Here is a 23,092-nt window from a genome sequence, read left to right on the forward strand (position 1 = left end):
AACGACGTAATTAGTCTAATTTTCACAACCGCAACTCATCATGTAGTATGCCGCTGCGCGCACTACATAACGTTGGATCGATGTCCGCCACAGGCGCAGTCGCATCCCTGAAAGCCCTGTCAGCAAGGCCCTAAAGCCGTTGATTGGTCCCCACCCAGCCGTCAGAAATGGCATGTACTGGTCGCAGGGTTTGTGGTTTAAATGGTCAGAGGCTTCATTGTTAAATTGAAGAGCTGAAAAGCGAAATAGCTGAGCAGAGTGAGGCAAGCAATGACTGAACACGTTCAAGTCGGTGGCCTGCAGGTCGCCAAAGTCCTGTTCGACTTCGTGAACAACGAAGCCATTCCCGGTACCGGCCTCACCGCCGATAAGTTCTGGGCCGGTGCCGACAAGGTCATTCATGACCTGGCGCCGAAGAACAAAGCCCTACTCGCCAAACGCGATGATTTCCAGGCTCGTATCGATTCCTGGCACCAGGAACGCGCCGGCCAGGCGCACGATGCCGTGGCTTATAAAGCCTTCCTGCAAGACATCGGTTATCTGCTGCCAGAAGCGGCCGATTTCCAGGTAACGACGCAAAACGTCGATGAAGAAATCGCCCGCATGGCCGGTCCACAACTCGTGGTGCCGGTGATGAATGCCCGCTTCGCGCTCAACGCCTCGAACGCCCGCTGGGGTTCGCTGTATGACGCGCTCTACGGCACCGACGCCATCAGCGAAGGTGACGGCGCGGAGAAAGGCAAAGGCTACAACAAGGTTCGCGGCGACAAGGTCATCGCCTTCGCCCGCGCCTTCCTCGACGAAGCGGCGCCCTTGGCAGCCGGCTCCCACGTCGATTCCACGCACTACAACATCGTTGACGGCAAACTGGTGGTCGCCCTCAAAGGCGGCAGCAACAGCGGCCTGCGCAACGATGCCCAGCTGATCGGTTTCCAGGGCGATGCCTCGGCACCCACCGCGATCCTGCTGAAAAACAACGGCCTGCACTTCGAAATCCAGGTTGATGCCAGTACCCCGGTCGGCCAGACCGACGCAGCGGGTGTCAAAGACATCCTGATGGAAGCCGCGCTGACCACCATCATGGACTGCGAAGACTCGGTCGCCGCCGTCGACGCCGATGACAAGGTGGTGATCTACCGCAACTGGCTCGGCCTGATGAAGGGCGACCTGTCGGAAGAAGTCGCCAAGGGCGGCAAGACGTTTACCCGTACCATGAACGCCGACCGCACCTACACCGGTGTCGACGGTAACGCGGTGAACCTGCACGGTCGTTCGTTGTTGTTCGTGCGCAACGTCGGTCACCTGATGACCATCGACGCGATCCTCGATAAAGACGGCAACGAAGTGCCTGAGGGCATCCTCGATGGCCTGGTGACTTGCCTGGCGGCGATGCACAACCTCAACGGAAACACTTCGCGCAAAAACACCCGCACCGGCTCCATCTACATTGTGAAGCCGAAGATGCACGGTCCTGAAGAAGCGGCGTTCACCAACGAGCTGTTCGGGCGCATCGAAGACGTGCTGGGCTTGGCGCGCAACACCCTGAAAGTCGGCATCATGGACGAGGAACGCCGTACCACGGTCAACCTCAAGGCCTGCATCAAGGCCGCCAGCGAGCGCGTGGTATTCATCAATACCGGTTTCCTTGACCGCACGGGCGATGAAATCCACACCTCCATGGAAGCCGGCCCGATGGTGCGCAAGGCTGACATGAAGGCGGAAAAATGGATCGGCGCCTACGAGAACTCCAACGTCGATATCGGCTTGAGCACTGGCCTGCAAGGTCGCGCGCAGATCGGTAAAGGCATGTGGGCCATGCCGGACTTGATGGCAGCGATGCTGGAACAGAAAATCGCTCACCCATTGGCCGGTGCCAACACCGCATGGGTACCTTCGCCGACCGCCGCTGCGCTGCACGCGCTGCACTACCACAAGGTCGACGTGTTCGCCCGTCAGGCCGAACTGGCCAAGCGTGCCCATGCGTCGGTGGACGACATCCTGACCATCCCGCTGGCCGTGAACCCGCAGTGGACCGCCGAACAGATCCAGAACGAACTGGACAACAACAGCCAGGGCATCCTGGGTTATGTGGTGCGCTGGATCGACCAGGGTGTTGGTTGCTCGAAGGTGCCGGACATCAATGACGTCGGCCTGATGGAAGACCGTGCCACGCTGCGTATTTCCAGCCAGCACATCGCCAACTGGCTGCGCCATGGCATCGTCACCGAAGAGCAAGTGATGGAAAGCCTCAAGCGCATGGCGCCGGTGGTGGATCGTCAGAACGCCGGTGATGCGCTGTACCGTCCGCTGGCACCGAACTTCGACAGCAACATCGCCTTCCAGGCGGCGGTCGAACTGGTGGTGGAAGGTACCAAGCAGCCGAACGGCTATACCGAGCCGGTTCTGCACCGTCGTCGTCGCGAGTTCAAGGCCAGGAACGTGCTGTAAAATATAGTTGCTCGACAACAATCCCCCGGCCTGACGACCGGGGGATTATTGTTTTTGCCCCGTTATTTCCTGAGCCGTAAGGCGCTTTCAGCGATGTAGTTCGCAATTCTTGGTGCAAACATGAATATGGCAATACCCAGGACCGTAAGCACGAGGGCAAATAGTTTTACGCCTTCAATGGGTTCATCGAGCACATACCATGAAGTCAGGATACCGGATACCGGAACGATGACAGACAACGGGGCAACCTGGCTCGCCGGATACTTCCTGATCAAGCGGTTCCACGCCCAATAACCGAAAATGGTCGCCACGTACGCCTGGAACAGGATGGACAACAACACCGACGTATTCAAGTCCGTCAACAACGCCTCAAAGGGCTCAGCCCCCTTCACCCAATAAGTCATCAGGTACAGCGGAGCAATTGCATACAGACTCGACCAGACGACGAAGGAAAAGATGTCGACGACCTTGCTTTTCTTGATCAGTACATTGCAAAGACTCCAGCAAAAGGCTGCCAGTAGTATCAGGAACAGACCTTGGCTCTGGTCATGCGATTCGGTCATATGAATGATGAACATCAGCCCGACCAATGCCAGGAGAATACCTGCTACCTGAATGGCCGACATTTTTTCGCCGAATAACATCACTCCCCATATGACCGTAAAAAAGGCACTGAATTGCAGGAGCAAAGAAGTCACACCAGCACTGACCCCGAGAAACATTCCGTAGTTCATCAACCAACACATTCCGACCCCGAACAACAAACCGTATAGCGCGAGGGTTGAAGCACTGATGTTTTTCGGCTTAGGAACGAAAAACACCAACGGAAATGCACAAAAAGTGAAACGCAAGGCAGTCAGCATAAACGGGTCTATTCCATCGAGGCTGATATCAATGACCGAATAGTTGCTACCCCACATGACTGTTACTACGAGAATCAAAAGCAAGTCGCGCCAATCCATTTTTATCATGTTGTTCCCTTATAACCATTCACACGCACACACCTGAAAACTCTAACTTCCAGGTCAAAAATGGAATCACTCAGCAAAATGAGAACACGCTTGTTCAATAGCGCCACTCAATGAGTCGCTTCCGGGCTAAGAAATCGGCATGTAATGATTAATTATTATTTTTCTGAGTTGATTGAAAAACGGATTCAACAAAAGTCATCCGAACTTCAATCTTTGGGAAGATATCTGAAAACTTGGGCAACAACCGCCAGCTATTTATGAGCAGACTTGTCTCAACTCAAGGAGAAAAATTTAATTACACCCAGGAGAACGCAAACTCCACTCAAACACGGTTGAAAGGAGATACGAGGCAACTATCACTTACAAATGTTTGGTTACTGAATTCCTAGTTCTTGCTTGACCAGCGCTAACAATTTTTCGGCATCGATCGGCTTGAGCAGGAAGTCCACTACGCTCAGGTGCATCGCGGCAATCGCGTCTTTTACGTCGGCGTCGCCGGAGACGATGATGATCGGCATCGCCGCCCGCACAGACTCCCGCACCTGGCGAATCAGGTCCAGGCCATCGATATGGCCCATGCGCAGGTCGGTGATCACCAGGCCAATCGAGGGTTTCTCTTCCAACATCTTGAGTGCGGTTTCGCCACTGGCTGCCGTCATGCAACGAATGCCGTCCAATGCCAGGATCTCCGACAACAACTCTCGGGCGTCCTTGTCGTCGTCGACGATCAGCACCCGTTGTGGCGGCAGGTCGGGTTCCAGCATGACGTCACTGAGCGCCTGGCGCTCGGCGTCACTCAAAATATCGTGGTCGGACATGGCATTCTCTACATGTTCAATTCAATTCCCTAGCACAGTGGTGAGACATCGCTAAGCACACCATCAATGTGCACTCCGTCGGAAAAATTTCCAATAGGGCAAAGGTGAGGTTTTTCTCACGTTTGGGTAGGTTCTTTCCGAATCTGCATCACGTTTGCGGCCTACCTAGACTTACGTCCAATGGGCACCCCGACCGTAGGGGTCGACCATGGGTGAGTCATCCGACAACAACAATTCAAAAAAAGACTGCGGTAATGGTTATGAGTAAAGCGGACGCCTTCACACAGGCAGGGAAAACCGCGGTGTTGCAGAACATCCAGGGCACTTTGCAGTTCCTTCAGCGCTTCCCGCCCTTCAACCAGATGGAACACGCGCACCTGGCGTACCTGGTCGAGCAATGTCAGCTGCGTTTTTATGCCCCCGGCGAGAGCATCATCAAGCCCGCGGACGGCCCGGTTGAGCACTTTTACATCGTCAAGCAGGGTCGGGTCGTCGGCGAACGGCCGCACACGGCCAAGGGCGGCACCGAAACCACTTTCGAAATCACCACCGGCGAGTGTTTCCCCCTCGCTGCGTTGCTGGGGGAGCGTGCGACCCGTACCGAACATCTCGCCGCCGAAGACACCTTTTGCCTGCAGCTGAACAAACTTGCATTCATCAAGTTGTTCGCCATTTCCGGCACCTTCCGCGATTTTGCCCTGCGTGGTGTGAGCAGCCTGCTGGACCAGGTCAATCAGCAGGTCCAGCAAAAAGCCGTGGAAACCCTGGGCACCCAATATTCTCTCAACACCCGCCTGGGTGAATTGGCCATGCGCCATCCAGTGATGTGCAGCCCAATCACACCCCTGCGTGAGGCCGTGACCCAGATGCACGAGCAGCAGGTCGGCAGCATTGTGATCGTCAATGAACATAAGGCGCCGCTGGGGATTTTCACCCTGCGTGATCTGCGTCATGTGGTGGCCAACGGCACCGGCGACTTCAGCGAGGCGATCGAGCGGCATATGACCCGGTCGCCGTTTTTCCTGTCTCCGGACCACAGCGCCTTCGATGCCGCGATTGCAATGACCGAGCGGCATATCGCCCACGTCTGCCTGGTCAAGGATCAGCGCCTGTGCGGCGTGGTCTCCGAACGCGATCTGTTTTCCCTGCAACGGGTCGACCTGGTGCACCTGGCGCGCACCATTCGCAGCGCCCAGCGTGTGGAAAACCTGGTGCTGCTGCGGGGCGAGATCGGTCAACTGGTGGAGCGCATGCTGGCCCACGGCGCGTCTTCGACCCAGATCACCCACATCATTACTCTGCTCAACGACCACACCGTATGCCGGGTGATCGAGCTGACCCTGGCCGAGAAAGGCGACCCGGGTATCCCGTTCAGCTGGCTGTGTTTCGGCAGCGAAGGTCGCCGCGAACAGACGCTGCACACCGACCAGGACAACGGCATTCTGTTCGAAGCACAGGACGCCGCCCACGCCGCCGAGATTCGCGGAAAACTGCTGCCCATCGCCCATCAGATCAACCAGAGCCTGGCGCTCTGCGGTTTCACCCTGTGCAAAGGCAACATCATGGCCGGCAATCCCGAGCTGTGCCTGTCCCGGGCCGAATGGGCGCGACGCTTTGCGGCGTTTATCCGAGAGGCCACGCCAGAGAACCTGTTGGGTTCAAGTATTTACTTCGATTTGCGCGTGGTCTGGGGCAGCGAGCAAGGCTGCGAACAGTTGCGTCGGGGGATTCTCGACCAGGTGGCCGACAACCGCCTGTTCCAGCGCATGATGGCGGAAAACGCACTGCGCAATCGTCCTCCCGTAGGACGTTTCCGTGAGTTCGTGCTGGCGCGCAAAAATGGTGAGAAGGCCACTCTGGACCTGAAGATCCAGGGCCTGACCCCCTTCGTCGACGGCGCGCGCTTACTTGCCCTGGCCCACGGCATCGAAGCGAACAATACCCTGGAGCGCTTCCGCCAGCTGGTGGCCAAGGAGGTCATCGAGCCACTGGACGGCGCGGCGTACGAAGAGGCTTATCACTTCATCCAGCAAACCCGCATGCAACAACATCAGCTGCAGACCCGGGAAAATTTGCCCTACTCCAACCGGGTCGATCCCGACAGCCTCAATCATCTGGATCGACGCATCCTGCGTGAATCCCTGCGCCAGGCTCAACGCCTGCAAAGCAGCCTGACCCTGCGGTACCAACTATGAGCCTGTTTTCATGGCTGCGCCCCGCAGGCCCAAGCTTGTCCGTAGAGCTGCAGCAGCGCCTTCAATGCCTGCCAACGGTGGGCGGATTGAATGAATGCAGCCTGCGCGAGCAGCGCTGGGTCGTGCTCGACCTGGAAACCACCGGGCTGAACATGAACAAGGACCGAGTACTGTCCATAGGCGCCGTGGTCATCGAGGATGGCGCAATCGACTTCAGTCGCCAGTTCGAGCGCACGTTGCAATGCGACGAACTCAAACTCGGCCCCAGTGTGCTGATTCACGGCCTGGGACCCAGCGCCATTGCCGCCGGCAGCGATCCGGCCGAAGCGTTACTGGAGTTCATGGAGTTTGTCGGCGACAGCCCGGTGCTGGCCTTTCATGCGCCGTTCGACCAGCACATGCTGGGACGCGCATTGAAAGATCACCTGGGCTACAAGTTGCAGCATGCTTTCCTGGATGTGGCGGATATCGCCCCTTTGCTGTGTCCCCAGGCCAACATCCGCGAAGCCGGTCTGGACGAGTGGATCGACTGGTTCAAGCTGGAAGTCTTCGAGCGTCACAACGCCAGCGCCGACGCCCTGGCGACCGCCGAACTGGCGCTGATCCTGTTCAGCCGCGCGCGTCAGCAGCATATCCATAGCCCGTTGAACTTGCAGCAGCGGTTGAATCAGTGGAAGCGGCGGCAGCAAACCCATTCCTTTTGACACCCCCCCCTGTAGGAGCGAGCTTGCTCGCGAAAAAACATCAGGCGCATCGGTCCTACCGGCAAAACGCGTCATCGTTGACGTTTTTCGCGAGCAAGCTCGCTCCTACAAGGTCTTACGACAAACCCTACCCCTACCCGACCGGTGTCAATTGCTTACCTTCCTCGCCTCTGACAGAATCGCGAACAATTCTCGTTAGTTAACACTTCCCAATCGGTGATGCTGCGTGTCGTCAGTCCCAAGCCCGCAAAGTGAGCTCGTTGGTGCGCTATATCGCGACCACCGCGGTTGGCTATTGGCCTGGCTACGGCGCAATGTCGCCTGCCCGCAACGGGCCGAGGACCTGAGCCAGGACACCTTCGTTCGCCTGCTCGGACGTGAGGAACTCAAAGAGCCGCGCGAGCCGCGGGCGTTCCTGGTGGCGATTGCCAAGGGCCTGCTGTTCGACTACTTCCGCCGCGCCGCGCTGGAACAGGCTTACCTCACCGAGCTGATGCTGATTCCAGAAGCCGAACAACCGTCGGTGGAAGAACAGCAAATGATCCTCGAAGACCTGAAAAACATCGATCGTCTGCTGGGCAAGCTGTCGAGCAAGGCCCGTGCGGCGTTTCTCTACAATCGTCTCGACGGCCTGGGCCACGCGGAAATTGCCGAGCGCCTCGGGGTGTCGGTGCCGCGGGTGCGCCAATACCTGGCCCAGGGCATCCGTCAGTGCTACATCGCCTTGTACGGTGAGCCAACATGAGCCCGGTCAACTCCAAGCCGGTGTCGGCGCAGGTGCTCGATGCCGCTATCGCCTGGCAACTGTCCCTGGACTCCGGCAACCCGGTGGAACGCGAAGAGTTCGCCAAATGGCACGCCGCCCACGAAGAACACGCCCGCGCCTGGCGTCAACTGGGCATGCTCGACCAGCGTTTCAGCGTCGCCAGCGGCCCGGCCCGCACCGCCCTGCTGCAATCGCGCGAAGGCATTCGCCGGCGGGTGCGCAAGCTTGGCAGCGGCCTGGCCAGCGTCGTTGCAGTGCTGGGGTTGGCGCTGTTTGCCGGTGAGCGTTACCTGCCAATCGACTATTGGCTGGCCGACCAGCGCACCGCCACCGGGGAGCAACGCACCATTCGCCTGGATGATGGCACCCTGATCAACCTCAACACCCACAGTGCGGTGGACGTGCGTTTCGATGAGAAGCAGCGACTGGTCGTCCTGCAGGAAGGCGAAATCCTGATCGAAACCGCTCACGGCGATGCCCGGCCGTTTATCGTTGAAACCCGCGAAGGCAGCATGCGCGCCCTGGGAACGCGGTTCCTGGTCAAGCGTGAAGAGCAAGGCACGCGTCTGAGCGTGCTGCAATCGGCGGTGGCCGCCCATCCGCAATCCAGTCCCGAAGAGCAGATTCTGCGCGAAGGCCAGCAAATGCTGATTCGCAACGACGGCCTGGGCCCGATTGCCGCGCTCAACCTCGGCGCCGATGCCTGGACCCGCGGCATGCTGGTGGTGGACAACGCGCGGCTGGAGGATCTGGTGCGTGAAATCGGTCGCTATCGCCCGGGTCACCTGGGTGTGGCGCCGGAAGTGGCTGATCTGCGGATCACCGGTAGCTTCCCACTCAAGGATACCAACCTGGCCCTGAACGCGTTGTTGCCGACCCTGCCGGTGCAGATCGAACAGCACACGCCATGGTGGGTGACGGTGGCGGCCAAGCCCTGACAGGTGGTGCAGGACGCCGTGCAAATGATGAATCGAAATTATTTTCATCCAGCCCTATCACTTTTTGATTTTCGTCCGGCACCTAGGCAATTGAGAAGTATTCACTTTCAGGAGCCGCTGTATGTCCCGTTCGCTAGACACCTTGTTGCGCCCCGGTTTGCTGGCGCTTGCCATTGCCCTTTGCACCCCTTTGGCCAGCAGCCAACTGATCGCCGCTGAACAGGCGTCCAGCGTTCGCGCTTACAACCTGCCGGCCGCCCCCCTGGCCAGCACCCTGAACCATATCGCCAGCCAGGCCGGCCTGGCGCTGTCGTTGAACCCGTCGCTGGCCGCCGGCAAGACGTCGGCCCCGGTCCAGGGCCAGTTCGACGCGGCCGGCGCCCTGCGCGAAGCCCTGCGCGGCACCGGTCTGCAACTGGAACAAAGCGGCGGCACCTACACCCTGGTGGCGGTGCCCGAGGGCGTGATGGCGCTGCCGGCGACCAGCGTCATCGGCGTGGAAGCAGATACTGAAAACGCCTGGGGTCCGGTGCAAGGGTATCTGGCCAAGCGCACGGCCGCCGGGACCAAGACCGACACCGCGCTGGTCGAGGTGCCGCGTTCGATTTCGATTGCAACGCGCGACCAGATGGACGACCGCAACGTGCACAGCCTCGACGACGCCGTGCGCTACATGCCCGGCATCACCGCCAGCAGCTACGGCAGCGATACCCGCGCCGACTGGTTGCGCGTGCGCGGCTTCGAGCCGACCCAGTTCCTCGATGGCCTGCCACTGCCTAAAGGCGTGTACGCCAACCCGAAACAGGAGACCTGGAACCTCGATCGCCTGGCCCTGCTGCGTGGCCCGGCTTCGTCGATCTACGGCCAGACCCCGCCGGGCGGCCTGCTGGACATGGTCAGCCGCCGTCCCAGCGCTGAATCGAGCAACGAGATCCAGGTGCAATACGGTAGCGACAATCATCGCCAGATCAACTTCGCCAGTACTGGCAAGATCGACGATGAAGGACAATTCCTCTACGGCCTGAGCGGTGTGGTCCGCGACAGCGGGACGCAGATCGACCACGTCGACAACAAGCGCTACAACATTGCGCCCAGCCTGACCTGGAACATCGACGAAGACACCACCTTCACTCTGCTCTCGCAGTTCACTCGTGACGATACCGGGATCACCAGCCAGTTCCTGCCGATCCAGGGCACCAGGATCCATTCACCGCTCGGCGATATTTCCCACCACAAAAACCTGGGCGACCCGGACTGGGAATACTACGACCGCACCTACTACGCACTGGGTTACGCCTTTGAACATCGTTTGAACGATGTCTGGCAGTTCCGCCAGAACCTGCGCTACACCAAGTCGGACCTGTCCTTCCAGGCGCTCACCGTCGGCGCCTATCCGTTCACTCAGGTCGATGCCGACGGCAACGTGGGCCGAACCAGTACCTCGACCGACGAGGACATCAGCCAGTTCGCCGTGGATAACAACTTCCAGGCCGACTTCGCCACCGGCGATGTCCAGCACACCTTGTTGCTCGGCCTCGATCACCAGCGCAGCAACACCAACTACACCTCGATCTTCGGCGATGGCCTGACCACCAACGTCAACAACCCGATTTATGGCCAGCCGATTGTGCGTCCACCACGCTCCGACGCGTTTTATGACTACGACCAGAAGACCTATCAGACCGGCCTCTACATCCAGGATCAGCTGGCCCTCGACCAATGGCGCCTGACCCTGGGCGGCCGCGAAGACTGGGTCCACACCGGCACCAAGTTCTTCAACAAGGGCGATGCCACCAACACCGAACGCGATACCAACTTCAGCGGCAACGCGGCGATCAGCTACGTGTTCGACAACGGCATCGTGCCGTACCTGTCGTACGCCGAATCGTTCCAGCCAACCAGCAACGCCACCGCATCGCCGACCGATTCGTTCAAGCCGACTGAAGGCGAACAATGGGAACTGGGCATCAAGTACCAGCCACCGGGCAGCGATACCTTGCTGAGCGCGGCGATCTACGACTTGACCCAGAAAAACGTTTCGGTCACCACGACCAATTCGGCCGGCGTCAATATCACCAGCCAGACCGGTGAAGTGAAGGTCAAGGGCCTGGAGCTGGAAGCCGTTTCCGACGTGACCGAAAACCTCAAGGTGATCGCGGCCTACACCCTGGCCAAGTCCGAAGTGCAGGATGGCACTTTCAAAGGCAACCGCCTGCAGCTGATGCCTAATCAACAGGCTTCGCTGTGGACCGACTACACCTGGCACAACGGCGTGATGGACGGGTTCGGCGTGGGCGGCGGCGTTCGCTACACCGGCAATACCTACGGCGACCAGGCCAACACCGAGCTGGGCAAGGCTGACGCCTACACAGTGTTCGACGCTGCCGTTCATTACGACCTCGGTCGCCTGGACAACAGCCTCAAAGGTGCCTCGCTGGCGCTGAACGCGACCAACCTGTTCGACAAGGACTACATCTCGACTTGCGACAGTTTCTACTGCTACTACGGCGACCAACGCAGTGTCGTCGCCAGTGCCACCTACAAGTGGTAACGGCTTGACCCGACAGGCCCAACGACCCGGCCGTCCTTCGTGGGCGGCTTAGGTTTTTCTGAAGGCTATGAAATGAAAAGTAAAACAATTCGCCGCTGGTCCTTCGTCCACACCTGGACCAGCCTGATCTGCACCGTGTTTCTGCTGATGCTGGCACTGACCGGCCTGCCGTTGATCTTCCACCACGAGATCGACCATCTGCTGGGCGATGCCGCCGAGTTGAAGCAGATGCCGCCGGACACCCCGCAGCTGAATTTGCAGCAGTTGGTGCAGGCGGCTGAAAAACATCGTCCCGGCGAAGTCATGCAGTACTTCGGTTTCGACGAGGACGAACCCAATGGCGCGATCGCGATCATGGCGGCCACCGCCGGCACCGAGCCGAACTCGTCCCACACCTTCATGCTCGACGCCCGCACCGGCGAAGCGCTGGAGATGCCGTCGGCCAATGGCGGCTTCATGATGGTCATGCTGCGCCTGCACGTGGACATGTTCGCCGGGCTGCCGGGCAAGTTGCTGCTGGCGTTCATGGGGTTGCTGTTCGTCGTCGCGATCGTGTCCGGCACCGTGTTGTACCTGCCGTTCATGCGCCGCTTGAAATTCGCCACCGTGCGCCAGGACAAGTCCACCCGCCTGCGCTGGCTTGACCTGCACAACCTGATCGGCGTAGTGACTTTGACCTGGGCGCTGGTGGTGGGTGTAACCGGTGTGATCAGTGCCTGCGCCGACCTGCTCATCGCCGCGTGGCGCAACGACAGCCTGAGCGCGATGGTCGCGCCGTATCGCGATGCGCCGCCATTGACGCAACTGGCGCCGGCCACGCGTTTGCTCGACATCGCCAAGGAAGTCGCACCCGGCATGCAGCCGGATTTCATTGCCTTCCCCGGCACGCGGTTCTCCAGCGAGCACCATTACGCGGTGTTCATGAAAGGCAGCACGCACCTGACCTCGCACTTGCTGACGCCGGTACTGATCGACGCCAGCACCCTGCAAGTCACCGCCGTGGCCGAACGGCCCTGGTACATGGACGCCATGGGCATGTCACAGCCGTTGCACTTCGGTGACTACGGCGGCATGCCGATGCAGATTCTCTGGGCGACCCTGGATGTGCTGACGATCATTGTGCTCGGCAGCGGCGTCTACCTGTGGGTGGTGCGGCGCAAGGCTGCGAAACCCGTGCTGGAAAAAGCGGAGAGCGTGGCATGAGGCCCCGGCAGTCGAATTTCTGGAAGGTGTTCGCCACCCCCACCGTCATCGCCTTGTTCAGCGCGGCGGGGTTGTTCGCCGCGCTGCTGGGCGATGGGATCTGGGATGCCTTGAGCTGGCTTGGCCTGGGTATTCCAGCCGCCCTCGCCCTGCGCGGCCTCCTCCAACGCCGATAATGCGCCCCCCTCTGTAGGAGCGAGCTTGCTCGCGATAAACCTGAGAACGCCTCGGGGAGCCAGGCTTCCAGCGTCATATTGAAGGCCATCGCGAGCAAGCTTGCTCCTACAAGTCATACGACGACAATGCCCTCCCGCCCGTCGCCTCACTCAGCGTAATCCCTGACATATTTGTTGACACATTCACCCTTGCGCTTCTATAAAGGCGCATGTTGTACGACAACCTACAACAAATGCGACACCCACAATAAATCCAAGAAAAATGACGGTGATGTGATGAAAGTCAAAGGCATCCGCTGGTGGATGGTCGGTCTGGTAACTGCCGGTCTGATCGTCAACTACCTCGCTCGCAATACCCTGTCAGTGGCCGCCCCGACCCTGATGAGCGAAATGAACATTACCACCGAGCAGTACTCACACATCGTGGTCGCCTGGCAGGTCTGCTATGCGCTGATGCAACCGGTAGCCGGCTACATCATCGATGCCATCGGCACCAAAATGGGCTTCGCGATCTTTGCCTTCGCCTGGTCGATTGCCTGCGCGCTGGCTGCATTGGCGAGTGGCTGGCAGGGCCTGGCATTCGTTCGTGGCCTGCTCGGGCTGACGGAAGCGGCAGGCTTGCCGGCGGCCGTGAAAGCCACCACCGAATGGTTTCCGGCCAAGGAGCGTTCGGTAGCCATTGGCTGGTTCAACATCGGTTCATCGATCGGCGCACTGCTGGCGCCGCCCTTGGTGGTCTGGGCGATCCTGCACAGTGGCTGGGAACTGGCGTTCCTGATCGTCGGGGGCCTGGGCGTACTCTGGAGCTTGCTGTGGGTGCTCCTCTACAAACATCCCCGGGACCAGAAACGCCTGGGCGATGAAGAGCGCGCCTACATCCTCAGCGGCCAGGAAGACCACTTCAAGGAACCGGCGACGAAAAAGGGCAGTTGGAAGAAAATCATCGGCAGCCGTAACTTCTACGCCATCGCCAGCGCGCGGATCCTTTCCGAGCCGGCCTGGCAGACTTTCAATGCTTGGATTCCGTTGTACCTGATGACCGAACGGCACATGAACATCAAGGAGATCGCGATGTTCGCCTGGCTGCCGTTCCTCGCCGCCGACCTGGGCTGCGTGCTCGGTGGCTACCTGAGCCCGTTCTTCCACAAGCACTGCAAAGTGTCGCTGTTCACCTCGCGCAAAATGGTCCTGCTGTTCGGTGCCTCGTGCATGATCGGCCCGGCGTGCATCGGCCTGGTCGCCAGCCCGTACACGGCGATTGCGCTGCTGTGCATCGGCGGTTTCGCCCACCAGACCTTGTCAGGTGCGTTGTACGCGATCACCTCTGACTCGTTCGGCAAAAACGAAGTGGCCACGGCCACAGGCATGGGCGGCATGTTCGGCTACCTCGGCGCGGCCGCTTTCACTCTGGTGTTCGGCGTGATGGTGACCAAGATCGGCTACAACCCGCTGTTCGTGACTTTGGCGATTTTCGACATCGTCGCGGCGTTCATCGTCTGGACCGTTGCCCGGGAACTCAAGCCTCAGCAGGCAGCTCCGGGCCCTGAAGCCGGTCAGACGCTGCAACCGGCCAGCTAAAACGCAAAACCTGTGGGAGCGGGCTTGCTCGCGAATGCGATATGTCATCTGATTAATTGTTGACTGACACGACGCCTTCGCGAGCAAGCCCGCTCCCACATGGCTCATCTTGAACCCACGCATCAACGCGCTATGCTGCCCGACACCTCCTCTGACCGAGACGTCGCCATGTCCACCCCGAGCATGACCCTCTACTACAACCCCCTCTCCCCCTTCGTGCGCAAAGTCATGGTGCTCCTGCACGAAACCGGTCAACAGGACCGCGTTGCCCTGCAGAACTGCGTACTCACGCCGGTCGACCCGGACCAGACCCTGATCGACGACAACCCCCTGAGCAAGATCCCCGCCCTGCGCCTGGCCGACGGCAGCGTCATCCACGACAGCCGGGTGATCCTCGATTACCTGGACCACCAGCACGTCGGCAACCCGCTGATCCCCCGCGAAGGCTCGGCCCGCTGGCGGCGCCTGACCCTCGCCTCCATGGCCGACGGGATCATGGACGCCGCGGTACTCGTACGCTACGAAGTCGCCCTGCGCGCCCCGGAAAAACACTGGGACCAATGGCTCGACGGCCAGCGCGACAAAATTCGCCGTACTTTAGCTTTGCTGGAGAAGGATGCGATTGCCGAGCTGACCAGCCATTTCGACGTAGCGGCGATCAGCGTGGCGTGTGCGTTGGGTTATGTGGATCTGCGCCATCCCGACCTGGAGTGGCGTGAAGCGAATCCGCAGTTGGCGGCGTGGTATTTCGAGGTGAGTCAGCGGCCTTCGATGCTGGCGACGATGCCCAAGGTTTAGCACTTCGCTGGTTGAAGTGACGTTTGATGCTGCGCAACGACCCTATCAGTTCTGCTAGTAGGCAAAAAATGAAAAAAATCCGATGCTGAAGGTCCGACTTTATGAACCGTACCTGGAGCTCGGTCAATGCCTATACATTCCAGTAAAACAGTCCTGCTCGCGACCGATCAACAGCGCTCGGTCCTAAATGCCCTCGACGCGAATAGGCCTCACCCCATCGCCTACTCACCCTACGGCCATCGGCCGGCAAAAAAAGGCTTGCTCAGTTTGCTCGGGTTCAACGGCGAACGTCCTGACCCGCTGACCGGGCACTATCATTTGGGCAATGGGTATCGGCTGTTCAATACGGTGTTGATGCGGTTTAACAAACCGGACAGTTCGAGTCCATTTGAAGAAGGAGGAGTGAATGCCTACTCGTATTGCGAGGGTAACCCGATAGGCCGGTGCGACCCGACTGGACATTCATTTTTGTCGATGATCAGGAAAATGGTCACGTTTGTGACACCTGCCCATCCGGCTGCAACGCTCAAGCTCACGGCATCAACCGCTGCGGCGGTAGTAGGCGCCGCCGGGTTTATGGTAGAGGCTGACGATGAAACGGCAAACACCGCACTTCTACTTGGGTCAAGTTTTCTTTTAGGCGCTGGATTAGGAGGGATGTACCGATTCCGTCCTTCCAGGACTCCTCGACTGGCATCGACACCTAATACCGTTACCAGGGGAAATGTTGAGATGGGTCCTCTGAGAAGCTCTCCTGCCGATCCCCCCACGATCCAGCAGTTCATTCCTCGCGCTAGAATCCCTGGAATTGGCAGCCCCACCAACGCCGCCAACCTAAATATAAGAACCACCTGAACAAGTAAAAAGGGAAAAAAGGGCACAGATTTATTTAAAAAGGAATGTGCCCTCCAACCGAGACGTCGCCCTGTCCGACGGGATCATGGACGCAGCGGCGTTGATCCGTTACAAAGTCTGGTTTTTGGCCGACCGGACCGGGCTTTCCACGAGCAAGTCGAACGCACCACACCGGATCAACCGGAAACAACCCGAAAATCAGCGTCGCCAGCACCTCCCCTTCCCGCTGATCTTCCCGCAACCCCAGCGACCGACTCATTCCATCGCTCCAATATCGAACGCCAACGGCTTGGCCGCTTTCTGTCCGACCCCATACCAATCCAGTTTGCGGGTCAGCACCATGAACACCCCGAGCAAGCCGAACAGCAACAACGACCCCATCAACAGCGCGTAATCCTCGGCACTCAACAAGCCATAAAGCAGGCCGTACAAAGCCGCCAGCCCCACCGAAAAACTCAAGCCGTGACGCACGCTGCGCAGCACGTGGCAGACATAAAAACCAATCAACAATACACATCCGCTGGCCGACAATAGATACGCCAAGGCAAAGCCAATGTGTTCGGACAGCGACAACAAAAGCAGATAAAAGAACGCTAGCGCCACGCCCACCAAAGCGTATTGCACCGGGTGCACCGCCAGGCTTTTAAGCACTTCAAAAAGGAAGAAACCGGCGAACGTCAGGACGATGAACAACAGTGCGTATTTGATCGCGCGGTCGCTTTTCAGGTATTGGTCCACCGGGTCGACGAAGCTCACGCCAAAGCTGCGACCGGACAACGCCTCGCAAGCACCACGGGGCACGCAGCTGTTGAGGATCTCTTGCAGATTGGTGGAAAAAAACGAAGTCTGCCAATTGGCGGTGAAGCCTTGATCGGTGATTTCGCGCTGGGCTGGCAGGTAGTTGCCGATGAAACTGGGATGCGGCCAGTTGGCGCTCAGCGAGACCTTGCTGGTCTTGCCCACCGGCAGGACCTGAAACTGGCCGGTGCCTTGCAGCTTCAGGTCGAAACCGAAGGCCAGCTCTGTGTTTTGCCTCGCGTCCAACGCCGGCAACATCACATGGACGCCCTCCCCCAGCCAGCCGACCTGACTACCCGGAACGAAGTCCAGACGCTGGCCGTTGAGCTCGAGTTTCAAGGCATTCTCGATGCCGCGAATGTCGCTGATGCCGACCGCCAGGAATGGCCGATCGAACTGGTAATCAGCGAAATCTTCCTGGATACCCAGCTGCGCCGGCAGTGAAAAATGGCCGCTGATGCGGTTGTCGGCATGGAACAGCCGCGCCTGGTAAATGCCTCGGGAACGCAGTTCGGTCTGGACCTGGCCGTCGAGTTCGAAGCGCTCCGGGAGGAAGTACAAACGACCGCGCTCTTCACCAATGTCCTGATAGCGATCGTTGGTTTTTTCGTGGGTCTTCCAGGTGCGCACGACTTTGCGATAGGGCACCACCAACAACGGCCCGCTCAATTGCTGGCTGTAACTGGCGCTGCGGGCGATGTCTTCAAGCACGCCGTCGCGCAGTTGCTGGCGGTCCTGGATGACGCCGTTGATCATCAGCAACGGGATCAGCAATAACACAATCAGCAGGGCAATCGCCCCGAGTTTCAAGGTCAGGCTTCGGTTCATGGGACTCTCCCTGTTTTGATAAGGCAGAGTCTGGACGGGCTGTGTGGGGGCTTTATGGGGGGAATGTGGAGATTATGTGGAGACTGCGACTTGGTCTAAAGGCAGGAGCAAACTGACTTCAACGCCAGCCTCAACGTTGCCGATGCTCATCACCCCACCATGCAACTTCACCACTTCTTCCACGAAATTCAGCCCAAGCCCGGTGCTTTTTCGCCCGGTATCCGGTCGTGGCAGCGAGTAGAAACGCTCGTTCAGGCGCGGCAATGCATAGTCCGGAATCGCTTCGCCCTGGTTGAAGAGCTTGAATTCGATCTGCTCGCCCATTCGCTCGGCGGTGAATCGCATCACGCCCTGAGCAGGGGTGAAATCCAGCGCATTTTCCAGCAGGTTGCCCAGCGCCTGCCGCAACAAAAACGGCTCCCCCCTTAGCATCAGGTCCGCCGCAATCATCTGTGACACGCGCAACTGCCTGCCTTCGATCCGCGCAGACTGGGCATCAATCAGTTCGACCACCAACGCCGCCAGTGGCACCTCGACACGCGCCTCAAGCCCCTGACGCTGTTCAACTTGCGCCAGGTTCAACAGCCGCTCGATCAACTGTTGCATGCGCGTACTTTCACTGTCGATGTTGCCGACAAAACGCTGCCGTTGAGCCAATGGCATCTCGCCCTGCAGCAGTTCCGCCGCGCCGCGAATCGCCGCCAGCGGGCTCTTCAATTCGTGGGTCAATGTGTGCACGTAACGCTCGACGTAGGCCCGGCCCTCGAGCTGCGTGCGCATCTGTTCTACGGCCGTCGCCAATTGCTCCAGCTCGCCACCGCGATAGTGGGGCACCTCGATCCGCCGGCCTTCGCTCACTGCTTGCGCATAAGCGGTCAAGCGCCGCAGCGACCGACTCAACCACCAGGACAACAGCGCACCGAACAGCAGGCCGAGGCCGATCAGGCCGGCGCCATAACCCAGCAATCGTCGCTCGGTGCGATCCACATAAGGCTGCAACGAGCTGTTGGGCTTTGCCACAGTGACCACGCCGATGATCCGGCCGTTATCGCGAATCGGCGCGCCGACGTGCATCACCGACGAGCTCGCATCATTGGGGTCACTGCGGGTCGAGCGGGCGCCATATTCGCCGCGCAGGATCAGGTAAACGTCGTTCCAGCGCGAGTAATCCTGACCGACCGCTGTGCCGCTGGAATCCAGTACCACGATGCCGTTGGCGTCAGTGACGTAGATGCGGTGGTTGACCTGGTTTTTTGGCAAACCCCAGATGTTCGCCGCCGGTTGCCGCTCGCCGTAGGCCTTGAGCAGTTCCGGCCAGCGGCTCTGGTTGAGGGTGCCGGCCTTGAAGTCATCGCGCAGGATTTCCGCCATCAGGTTGGCGGTGTCGACCAGGGTTTCTTCCGTGGACTGGCGCACCCCGGGACGAATTTCTTCCATCACGGTGTTGAGCACGAAGTAGCCGGTCAAGCCGACGAACAGCACATAGACCAGGAAAATCCGTAACCCCAATGGCATCAGCTGTGTCCCGGGCTGTAGCTGTATCCGAGGCCGCGATGGGTCTGAATCGGCTCTGCATCGGCCTTAATCGATCGCAACTTGGCGCGCACGCTCTTGATGTGGCTGTCGATGCTGCGCTCGTAGCCGGCATCGGCGGCCACGCCCAAGGCATCGAGCAATAGCTCGCGGCTGAACACGCGCTCGGGTTGCTCCAGCAGGCATTGCAGCAAACGGAATTCGTGTCGGGTCAGGCTCAGTGGCTGACCGCGATAACTGATCTGTATACGCTCGTAATCGATGCGGAACAGTGTTGGCGCGATTTCAGTCAGGTTTTTGGGTGCCATGCGCTTGAGAATCGCCCGGACCCGCGCCGCCACTTCACGGGGGCTGAACGGCTTGACCACGTAATCGTCGGCACCAATCTCCAGGCCTACGACACGGTCGATTTCGCTGTCGCGGGCGCTGAGAAACATCACCGGTACATCGCTGAAACGTCGCAACGCCTTGCAGGTTTCGAAGCCGCTGATGTCCGGCAGACCGATGTCGAGGATGATCAGGTCCGCCGGGGTCTGCCGCTGATGCTCAAGCGCCGCCGCGCCAAGTGTCAGCCACGTGGTGGTGAACCCCTCGCCCTGCAAGGCGAAAATCAGGGTGTCGGCAATCGCCGCTTCGTCTTCGACAATCAGGATATGGGGCATGGCGTCCGAGCCTGGCGGTTGAGTGGTCGAACGGTGCCCCAAGCCTTACACCCCGTCAATCAGCAATCGGGCTTGTCCGCCGTAAACCGTCGCGCCGGATTCACGGCCGCACCAAACTCTCGCAAGGCCTTGGCACCAATCAACAGCGGGTAATTGAAACTGCTACGGTCGGTGAGGTTAACCTCGACCGTTCGCTTGACGTTGCCCAGGCACAACTCCAAATCCACCACCGGACGCTTGGTCGGCGCGGCCACATCTTCATCCTCGTCCTCTTCTGAACGGGTCTTGATCTTGCTGATGCGCGCGACCTTATGTTCATAGACCTTGTTGCTCGCACCCTTGGTCGCCAGGCGGAATCGCACCCAGTCTTCACCATCACGAGTGAAGGTCTCGATGTCCTTGGCCGAAAGCGATGCGGTCAGTGCGCCGGTGTCCATTTTAGCCTTGAGCACTTCACCACCGATTTCCGGCAGCGAGATGTATTCGTAGCGCCCGTACAGAGTCGGCTCGGCGGCCATGACCGGCAGTGCGAGGAGTGAAAGCAATGCAAGAAGGGATTTCACGTACTGGGAGTCCTTGAGGAGTTGGCAGCGCAATTTTAGACCGTTGTTGAGCTGATCGTTCCCACAAGGGTAACGGTCCGGAGGTGAAACATTCGTCAGCGCCGATTTGGCCTGTCGTCCGAAGCTGCTTATCATGGCGCGCCCTAACGCTTCCAAGAGTCATTTATGCGCCGCCTGCTCACCGGCTGTTTCGTCACATTGCTGCTGTTGCTCAACACGCTGGTCCTGATCGGACCTTTGATGGTGTTCGCCTTGCTCAAACTGGTCCTGCCCGGGCGTTTTCGCGATTACGCGTCCTCGGTGGTGATGTGGATTGCCGAGACCTGGTCGGAAATCGACAAGCTGATCTTTCGCCTGTGCATCCCCACCCAATGGGATATTCGCGGCGGTGACGATCTGCGTCGCGACACTTCCTATCTGGTGATCAGCAATCACCAGTCCTGGGTCGATATCCCGGCGCTGATCCAGACGCTGAATCGACGCACGCCGTTCTTCAAGTTCTTCCTCAAGAAAGAACTGATCTGGGTGCCGTTCCTGGGCCTGGCCTGGTGGGCGCTGGATTACCCGTTCATGAAGCGCTACAGCAAGGCGTTCCTGGCGAAGAACCCGGAGTTGGCCGGCAAGGATCTGGAGATCACCCGACAAGCCTGCGAGCTGTTCAAGCGGCAACCGGTGACCGTGGTCAATTATCTGGAAGGCACGCGTTTTACCGCCGCCAAAAGTGCCCATCAGCAGTCGCCCTTCACCCACCTGCTCAAGCCCAAGGCCGGTGGCGTGGCGTTTGTACTGGCGGCGATGGGTGAACAGCTGGATGCGATTCTCGACGTGACCGTGGTGTATCCGCAGCCGGCCATTCCGGGGTTCTGGGACTTGATCAGCGGCAACGTGCCGCGGGTGATCATCGACATCAAGACCCGCGAGCTCGACCCGGCGTTGTGGCAGGGCGATTACGAAAACGATCCGCTGTTTCGTGAGAAGGTCCAGAACTGGGTCAACCAGCTCTGGATCGAGAAGGACCGGCGTATCGACGAGTTGCGCGCCGAAAGCCGCTGAATCAGCTGCCGATTCCGGTGCCGGTGCCGGTGCCGGCACCCCAAATGCCACCCAGGCTTTGCAGCAGCGAACCGCCGACACCCTGCTGACCGAAGTATTGCAGGATCACCGGCGCAAACACGCCGATCATGCCAGTGTCCATGCCCAGGGCGCTGAAGGCGTTGTTCAGGTCGTTGGTGTCCTTGACGTTGCCCAGGGCGTTATCCAGCCCTGCGGATTTACCGGTCGCCCCCAACAAGCCGGCGAGCGCGCCCAGTTCACCGCCGCCCGACAGTGTGTCGATTCCAGGTACGCTTTTGGCCAGCTCCGAATAGTCGGTCGAACTCAATTGATTCTTCGCCAGCCCGAGCATCGCCCCGGCACCGCCGACTGCTTGTTGTGGCGTCACATTCAGTTGGCTGAGCGCACCCAGCAGGTCCGCAGTCTCCGAAGTCGGCGCGGCCTCTGTGGCCGCGTTGCCGCCCTTCATCCCCGCAATGGCATTGGCCGCATCGCCCAGGCTGAACTGTGCGAAGACCGGGCTGGCCACGAATGTCATCAGGGAAGCCAGTACTAAACCGCGTGAAATCTTCATCCAGACATCCTCTTGTGCCATGAAACGCCCGGCCAACGGGCGCAGAGCTGCCGGTTTGACCAGCTATGAGCGGGCATGTTCCTCAGGCACGCATCCATTTTCAACCCGCTCGTCGCAATACGGGACTGAGGGTTAAGAACCTATCAGATCTGCTAGTGGGCAAAAGCTGCAATCGGAACGATGCTGAAAGAACTGATTTCTTAGTCATGCCCGGAGCCCAGTCGATGCCTACGCAGTTACACAACGTAATCCTAGTGGCAACTGATCTACAGCGCTCGGTGTTGAACATCGTCAACGAACATCTTCCTCATCCCATCGCCTACACATCCTATGGCCACCGTCCACGGGAAAACGGCTTGCTCACTCTGCTGGGATATAACGGCGAACTGTCGGACCCGCTAACCGGGCATTATTTGTTGGGTAATGGCTATCGGGCATTTAACCCGGTGTTGATGCGGTTCAACAGTCCAGACAGTTGGAGTCCGTTTGGGAAAGGTGGATTGAATGGGTACGCGTATTGCTCGGGGGATCCGGTGAATCGTGTAGATCCGACTGGCCATGTAAACTTCTTTAAGGGTATTCAAAACCTGCTAGGGTTGCGCACGCCAAGCAGGGCTCGAGCCGGTCAGACTAACGTAGCTGCTTCACAGGGTTCAATAGTCACGCTGGCTTCATCAGCCGTTCCCACAACGCCTGTCCTGCCAAACTATACGCAAAGGCAAGGGTCGCTAGCTGGCTTCGAACGCCCGCCACCCTATTCCCCAAGGCGCAATGTAACTTCGTTACCTCACTCCCAAAGTGAACCCAGCTTGGGCCCACCACCGCTGTATCCCAGTGACCAGCCCTCAGAAATCAGTGCGCATCATCGAGCTCGCGCGCAACATAAAATTAATAAAGCCTCAGCCCATCTGCAACGAATAGAGGAGAACACTCAAAACGTTAATTTAATTCCACCTGCCATCCTAGATACTATTAACACACTGACTGATGAAATTAATGCCCACCGTAGCACACTCGGAAAACTACCGCTTTATCAGGAAAACCGAAATATAAGAGACGCACAATAAATTGATTACAAAC

General features: G+C 59.0%; 19 protein-coding genes and 2 pseudogenes. 13 read left to right on the plus strand and 8 right to left on the minus strand.

The features are described 5' to 3' along the window. Window positions 1-270: 270 nt before the first annotated feature. The gene (locus NPS56_RS16305; protein ID WP_274075542.1) at window positions 271-2,448 is read left to right on the plus strand and encodes a malate synthase G; all 2,178 of its coding nucleotides are present in this window, start codon (window positions 271-273) and stop codon (window positions 2,446-2,448) included. 62 nt (window positions 2,449-2,510) lie between these two features. Here NPS56_RS16305 and NPS56_RS16310 read toward each other — a convergent pair whose 3' ends face one another. Next, on the minus strand, window positions 2,511-3,419 hold the full coding sequence (locus NPS56_RS16310) for an EamA family transporter (protein ID WP_274075543.1): 909 nt from the start codon (window positions 3,417-3,419) through the stop codon (window positions 2,511-2,513). 374 nt (window positions 3,420-3,793) lie between these two features. Continuing rightward, window positions 3,794-4,237 carry a response regulator gene (locus NPS56_RS16315; RefSeq protein WP_274075544.1) on the minus strand — a complete coding sequence of 148 codons (444 nt, stop codon included), beginning with the start codon at window positions 4,235-4,237 and terminating at the stop codon, window positions 3,794-3,796. Between the two features lie 254 nt (window positions 4,238-4,491). Here NPS56_RS16315 and NPS56_RS16320 point away from each other — a divergent pair, with 254 nt between their 5' ends. The 10 genes and pseudogenes from NPS56_RS16320 to NPS56_RS16365 form a co-directional block, all read left to right on the plus strand. Next, on the plus strand, window positions 4,492-6,432 hold the full coding sequence (locus NPS56_RS16320; RefSeq protein ID WP_274075545.1) for a putative nucleotidyltransferase substrate binding domain-containing protein: 1,941 nt from the start codon (window positions 4,492-4,494) through the stop codon (window positions 6,430-6,432). After that, window positions 6,429-7,136: a 3'-5' exonuclease gene (locus NPS56_RS16325; RefSeq protein ID WP_274075546.1), complete on the plus strand. Its 708-nt coding sequence runs from the start codon at window positions 6,429-6,431 to the stop codon at window positions 7,134-7,136. The genes NPS56_RS16320 and NPS56_RS16325 overlap by 4 nt, the downstream gene beginning before the upstream one ends. A gap of 226 nt (window positions 7,137-7,362) precedes the next feature. Then, the gene (locus NPS56_RS16330) at window positions 7,363-7,881 is read left to right on the plus strand and encodes an RNA polymerase sigma factor (RefSeq protein ID WP_032831242.1); all 519 of its coding nucleotides are present in this window, start codon (window positions 7,363-7,365) and stop codon (window positions 7,879-7,881) included. Next, window positions 7,878-8,840, plus strand: coding sequence for a FecR domain-containing protein (locus NPS56_RS16335; protein WP_274075547.1), 963 nt, complete (start codon window positions 7,878-7,880; stop codon window positions 8,838-8,840). Before NPS56_RS16330 ends, NPS56_RS16335 begins: the two co-directional genes overlap by 4 nt. A 121-nt stretch (window positions 8,841-8,961) precedes the next feature. Continuing rightward, complete coding sequence (locus tag NPS56_RS16340; RefSeq protein WP_274075548.1) at window positions 8,962-11,391, plus strand: TonB-dependent siderophore receptor; 2,430 nt, start codon at window positions 8,962-8,964, stop codon at window positions 11,389-11,391. Between the two features lie 72 nt (window positions 11,392-11,463). Then, a complete protein-coding gene (locus NPS56_RS16345; protein ID WP_274075549.1) occupies window positions 11,464-12,594 on the plus strand; it encodes a PepSY-associated TM helix domain-containing protein in 1,131 nt (376 codons plus the stop codon). Beyond that, window positions 12,591-12,770: a hypothetical protein gene (locus NPS56_RS16350; RefSeq protein ID WP_274075550.1), complete on the plus strand. Its 180-nt coding sequence runs from the start codon at window positions 12,591-12,593 to the stop codon at window positions 12,768-12,770. Before NPS56_RS16345 ends, NPS56_RS16350 begins: the two co-directional genes overlap by 4 nt. 276 nt (window positions 12,771-13,046) lie before the next feature. Further along, entirely contained in the window at window positions 13,047-14,348 is a 1,302-nt protein-coding gene (locus tag NPS56_RS16355) for an MFS transporter (protein ID WP_274075551.1), read from the plus strand. Between the two features lie 168 nt (window positions 14,349-14,516). Further along, complete coding sequence (locus NPS56_RS16360) at window positions 14,517-15,146, plus strand: glutathione S-transferase (RefSeq protein WP_274075552.1); 630 nt, start codon at window positions 14,517-14,519, stop codon at window positions 15,144-15,146. 147 nt (window positions 15,147-15,293) lie between these two features. Beyond that, window positions 15,294-15,611: pseudogene (locus NPS56_RS16365) on the plus strand (RHS repeat-associated core domain-containing protein); the annotation flags it as partial. Between the two features lie 424 nt (window positions 15,612-16,035). On the opposite strand, the gene NPS56_RS16370 reads toward NPS56_RS16365, so the two are convergent. The 5 genes from NPS56_RS16370 to NPS56_RS16390 form a co-directional block, all read right to left on the minus strand. After that, window positions 16,036-16,260, minus strand: coding sequence for a hypothetical protein (locus NPS56_RS16370; RefSeq protein WP_274075553.1), 225 nt, complete (start codon window positions 16,258-16,260; stop codon window positions 16,036-16,038). Then, a complete protein-coding gene (gene creD, locus NPS56_RS16375) occupies window positions 16,257-17,627 on the minus strand; it encodes a cell envelope integrity protein CreD (protein ID WP_274075554.1) in 1,371 nt (456 codons plus the stop codon). The genes NPS56_RS16370 and creD overlap by 4 nt, the downstream gene beginning before the upstream one ends. Window positions 17,628-17,699: 72 nt before the next feature. Beyond that, window positions 17,700-19,142, minus strand: coding sequence for a two-component system sensor histidine kinase CreC (gene creC, locus NPS56_RS16380; protein ID WP_274075555.1), 1,443 nt, complete (start codon window positions 19,140-19,142; stop codon window positions 17,700-17,702). Further along, window positions 19,142-19,822 (minus strand): two-component system response regulator CreB, encoded by a 681-nt coding sequence (creB, locus tag NPS56_RS16385; RefSeq protein ID WP_274075556.1) that lies wholly within the window; start codon window positions 19,820-19,822, stop codon window positions 19,142-19,144. The genes creC and creB overlap by 1 nt, the downstream gene beginning before the upstream one ends. Window positions 19,823-19,881: 59 nt before the next feature. Further along, window positions 19,882-20,385, minus strand: coding sequence for an ATP-dependent zinc protease family protein (locus NPS56_RS16390; protein ID WP_274075557.1), 504 nt, complete (start codon window positions 20,383-20,385; stop codon window positions 19,882-19,884). 165 nt (window positions 20,386-20,550) lie between these two features. Between NPS56_RS16390 and NPS56_RS16395 the strand changes: the two genes are divergently transcribed. Next, window positions 20,551-21,438 (plus strand): acyltransferase, encoded by an 888-nt coding sequence (locus NPS56_RS16395; protein ID WP_274075558.1) that lies wholly within the window; start codon window positions 20,551-20,553, stop codon window positions 21,436-21,438. A 1-nt stretch (window position 21,439) separates the two neighbouring features. Here NPS56_RS16395 and NPS56_RS16400 read toward each other — a convergent pair whose 3' ends face one another. Next, window positions 21,440-22,012, minus strand: coding sequence for a DUF2780 domain-containing protein (locus NPS56_RS16400; RefSeq protein WP_274075559.1), 573 nt, complete (start codon window positions 22,010-22,012; stop codon window positions 21,440-21,442). A gap of 251 nt (window positions 22,013-22,263) precedes the next feature. Between NPS56_RS16400 and NPS56_RS16405 the strand changes: the two are divergent. Continuing rightward, a pseudogene (locus NPS56_RS16405) lies at window positions 22,264-22,623 on the plus strand (RHS repeat-associated core domain-containing protein); the annotation flags it as partial. Between the last annotated feature and the right edge of the window lie 469 nt (window positions 22,624-23,092).

Origin of the sequence: Pseudomonas putida (assembly GCF_028682635.1) — a bacterium.
Lineage (GTDB): Bacteria > Pseudomonadota > Gammaproteobacteria > Pseudomonadales > Pseudomonadaceae > Aquipseudomonas > Aquipseudomonas putida_AE.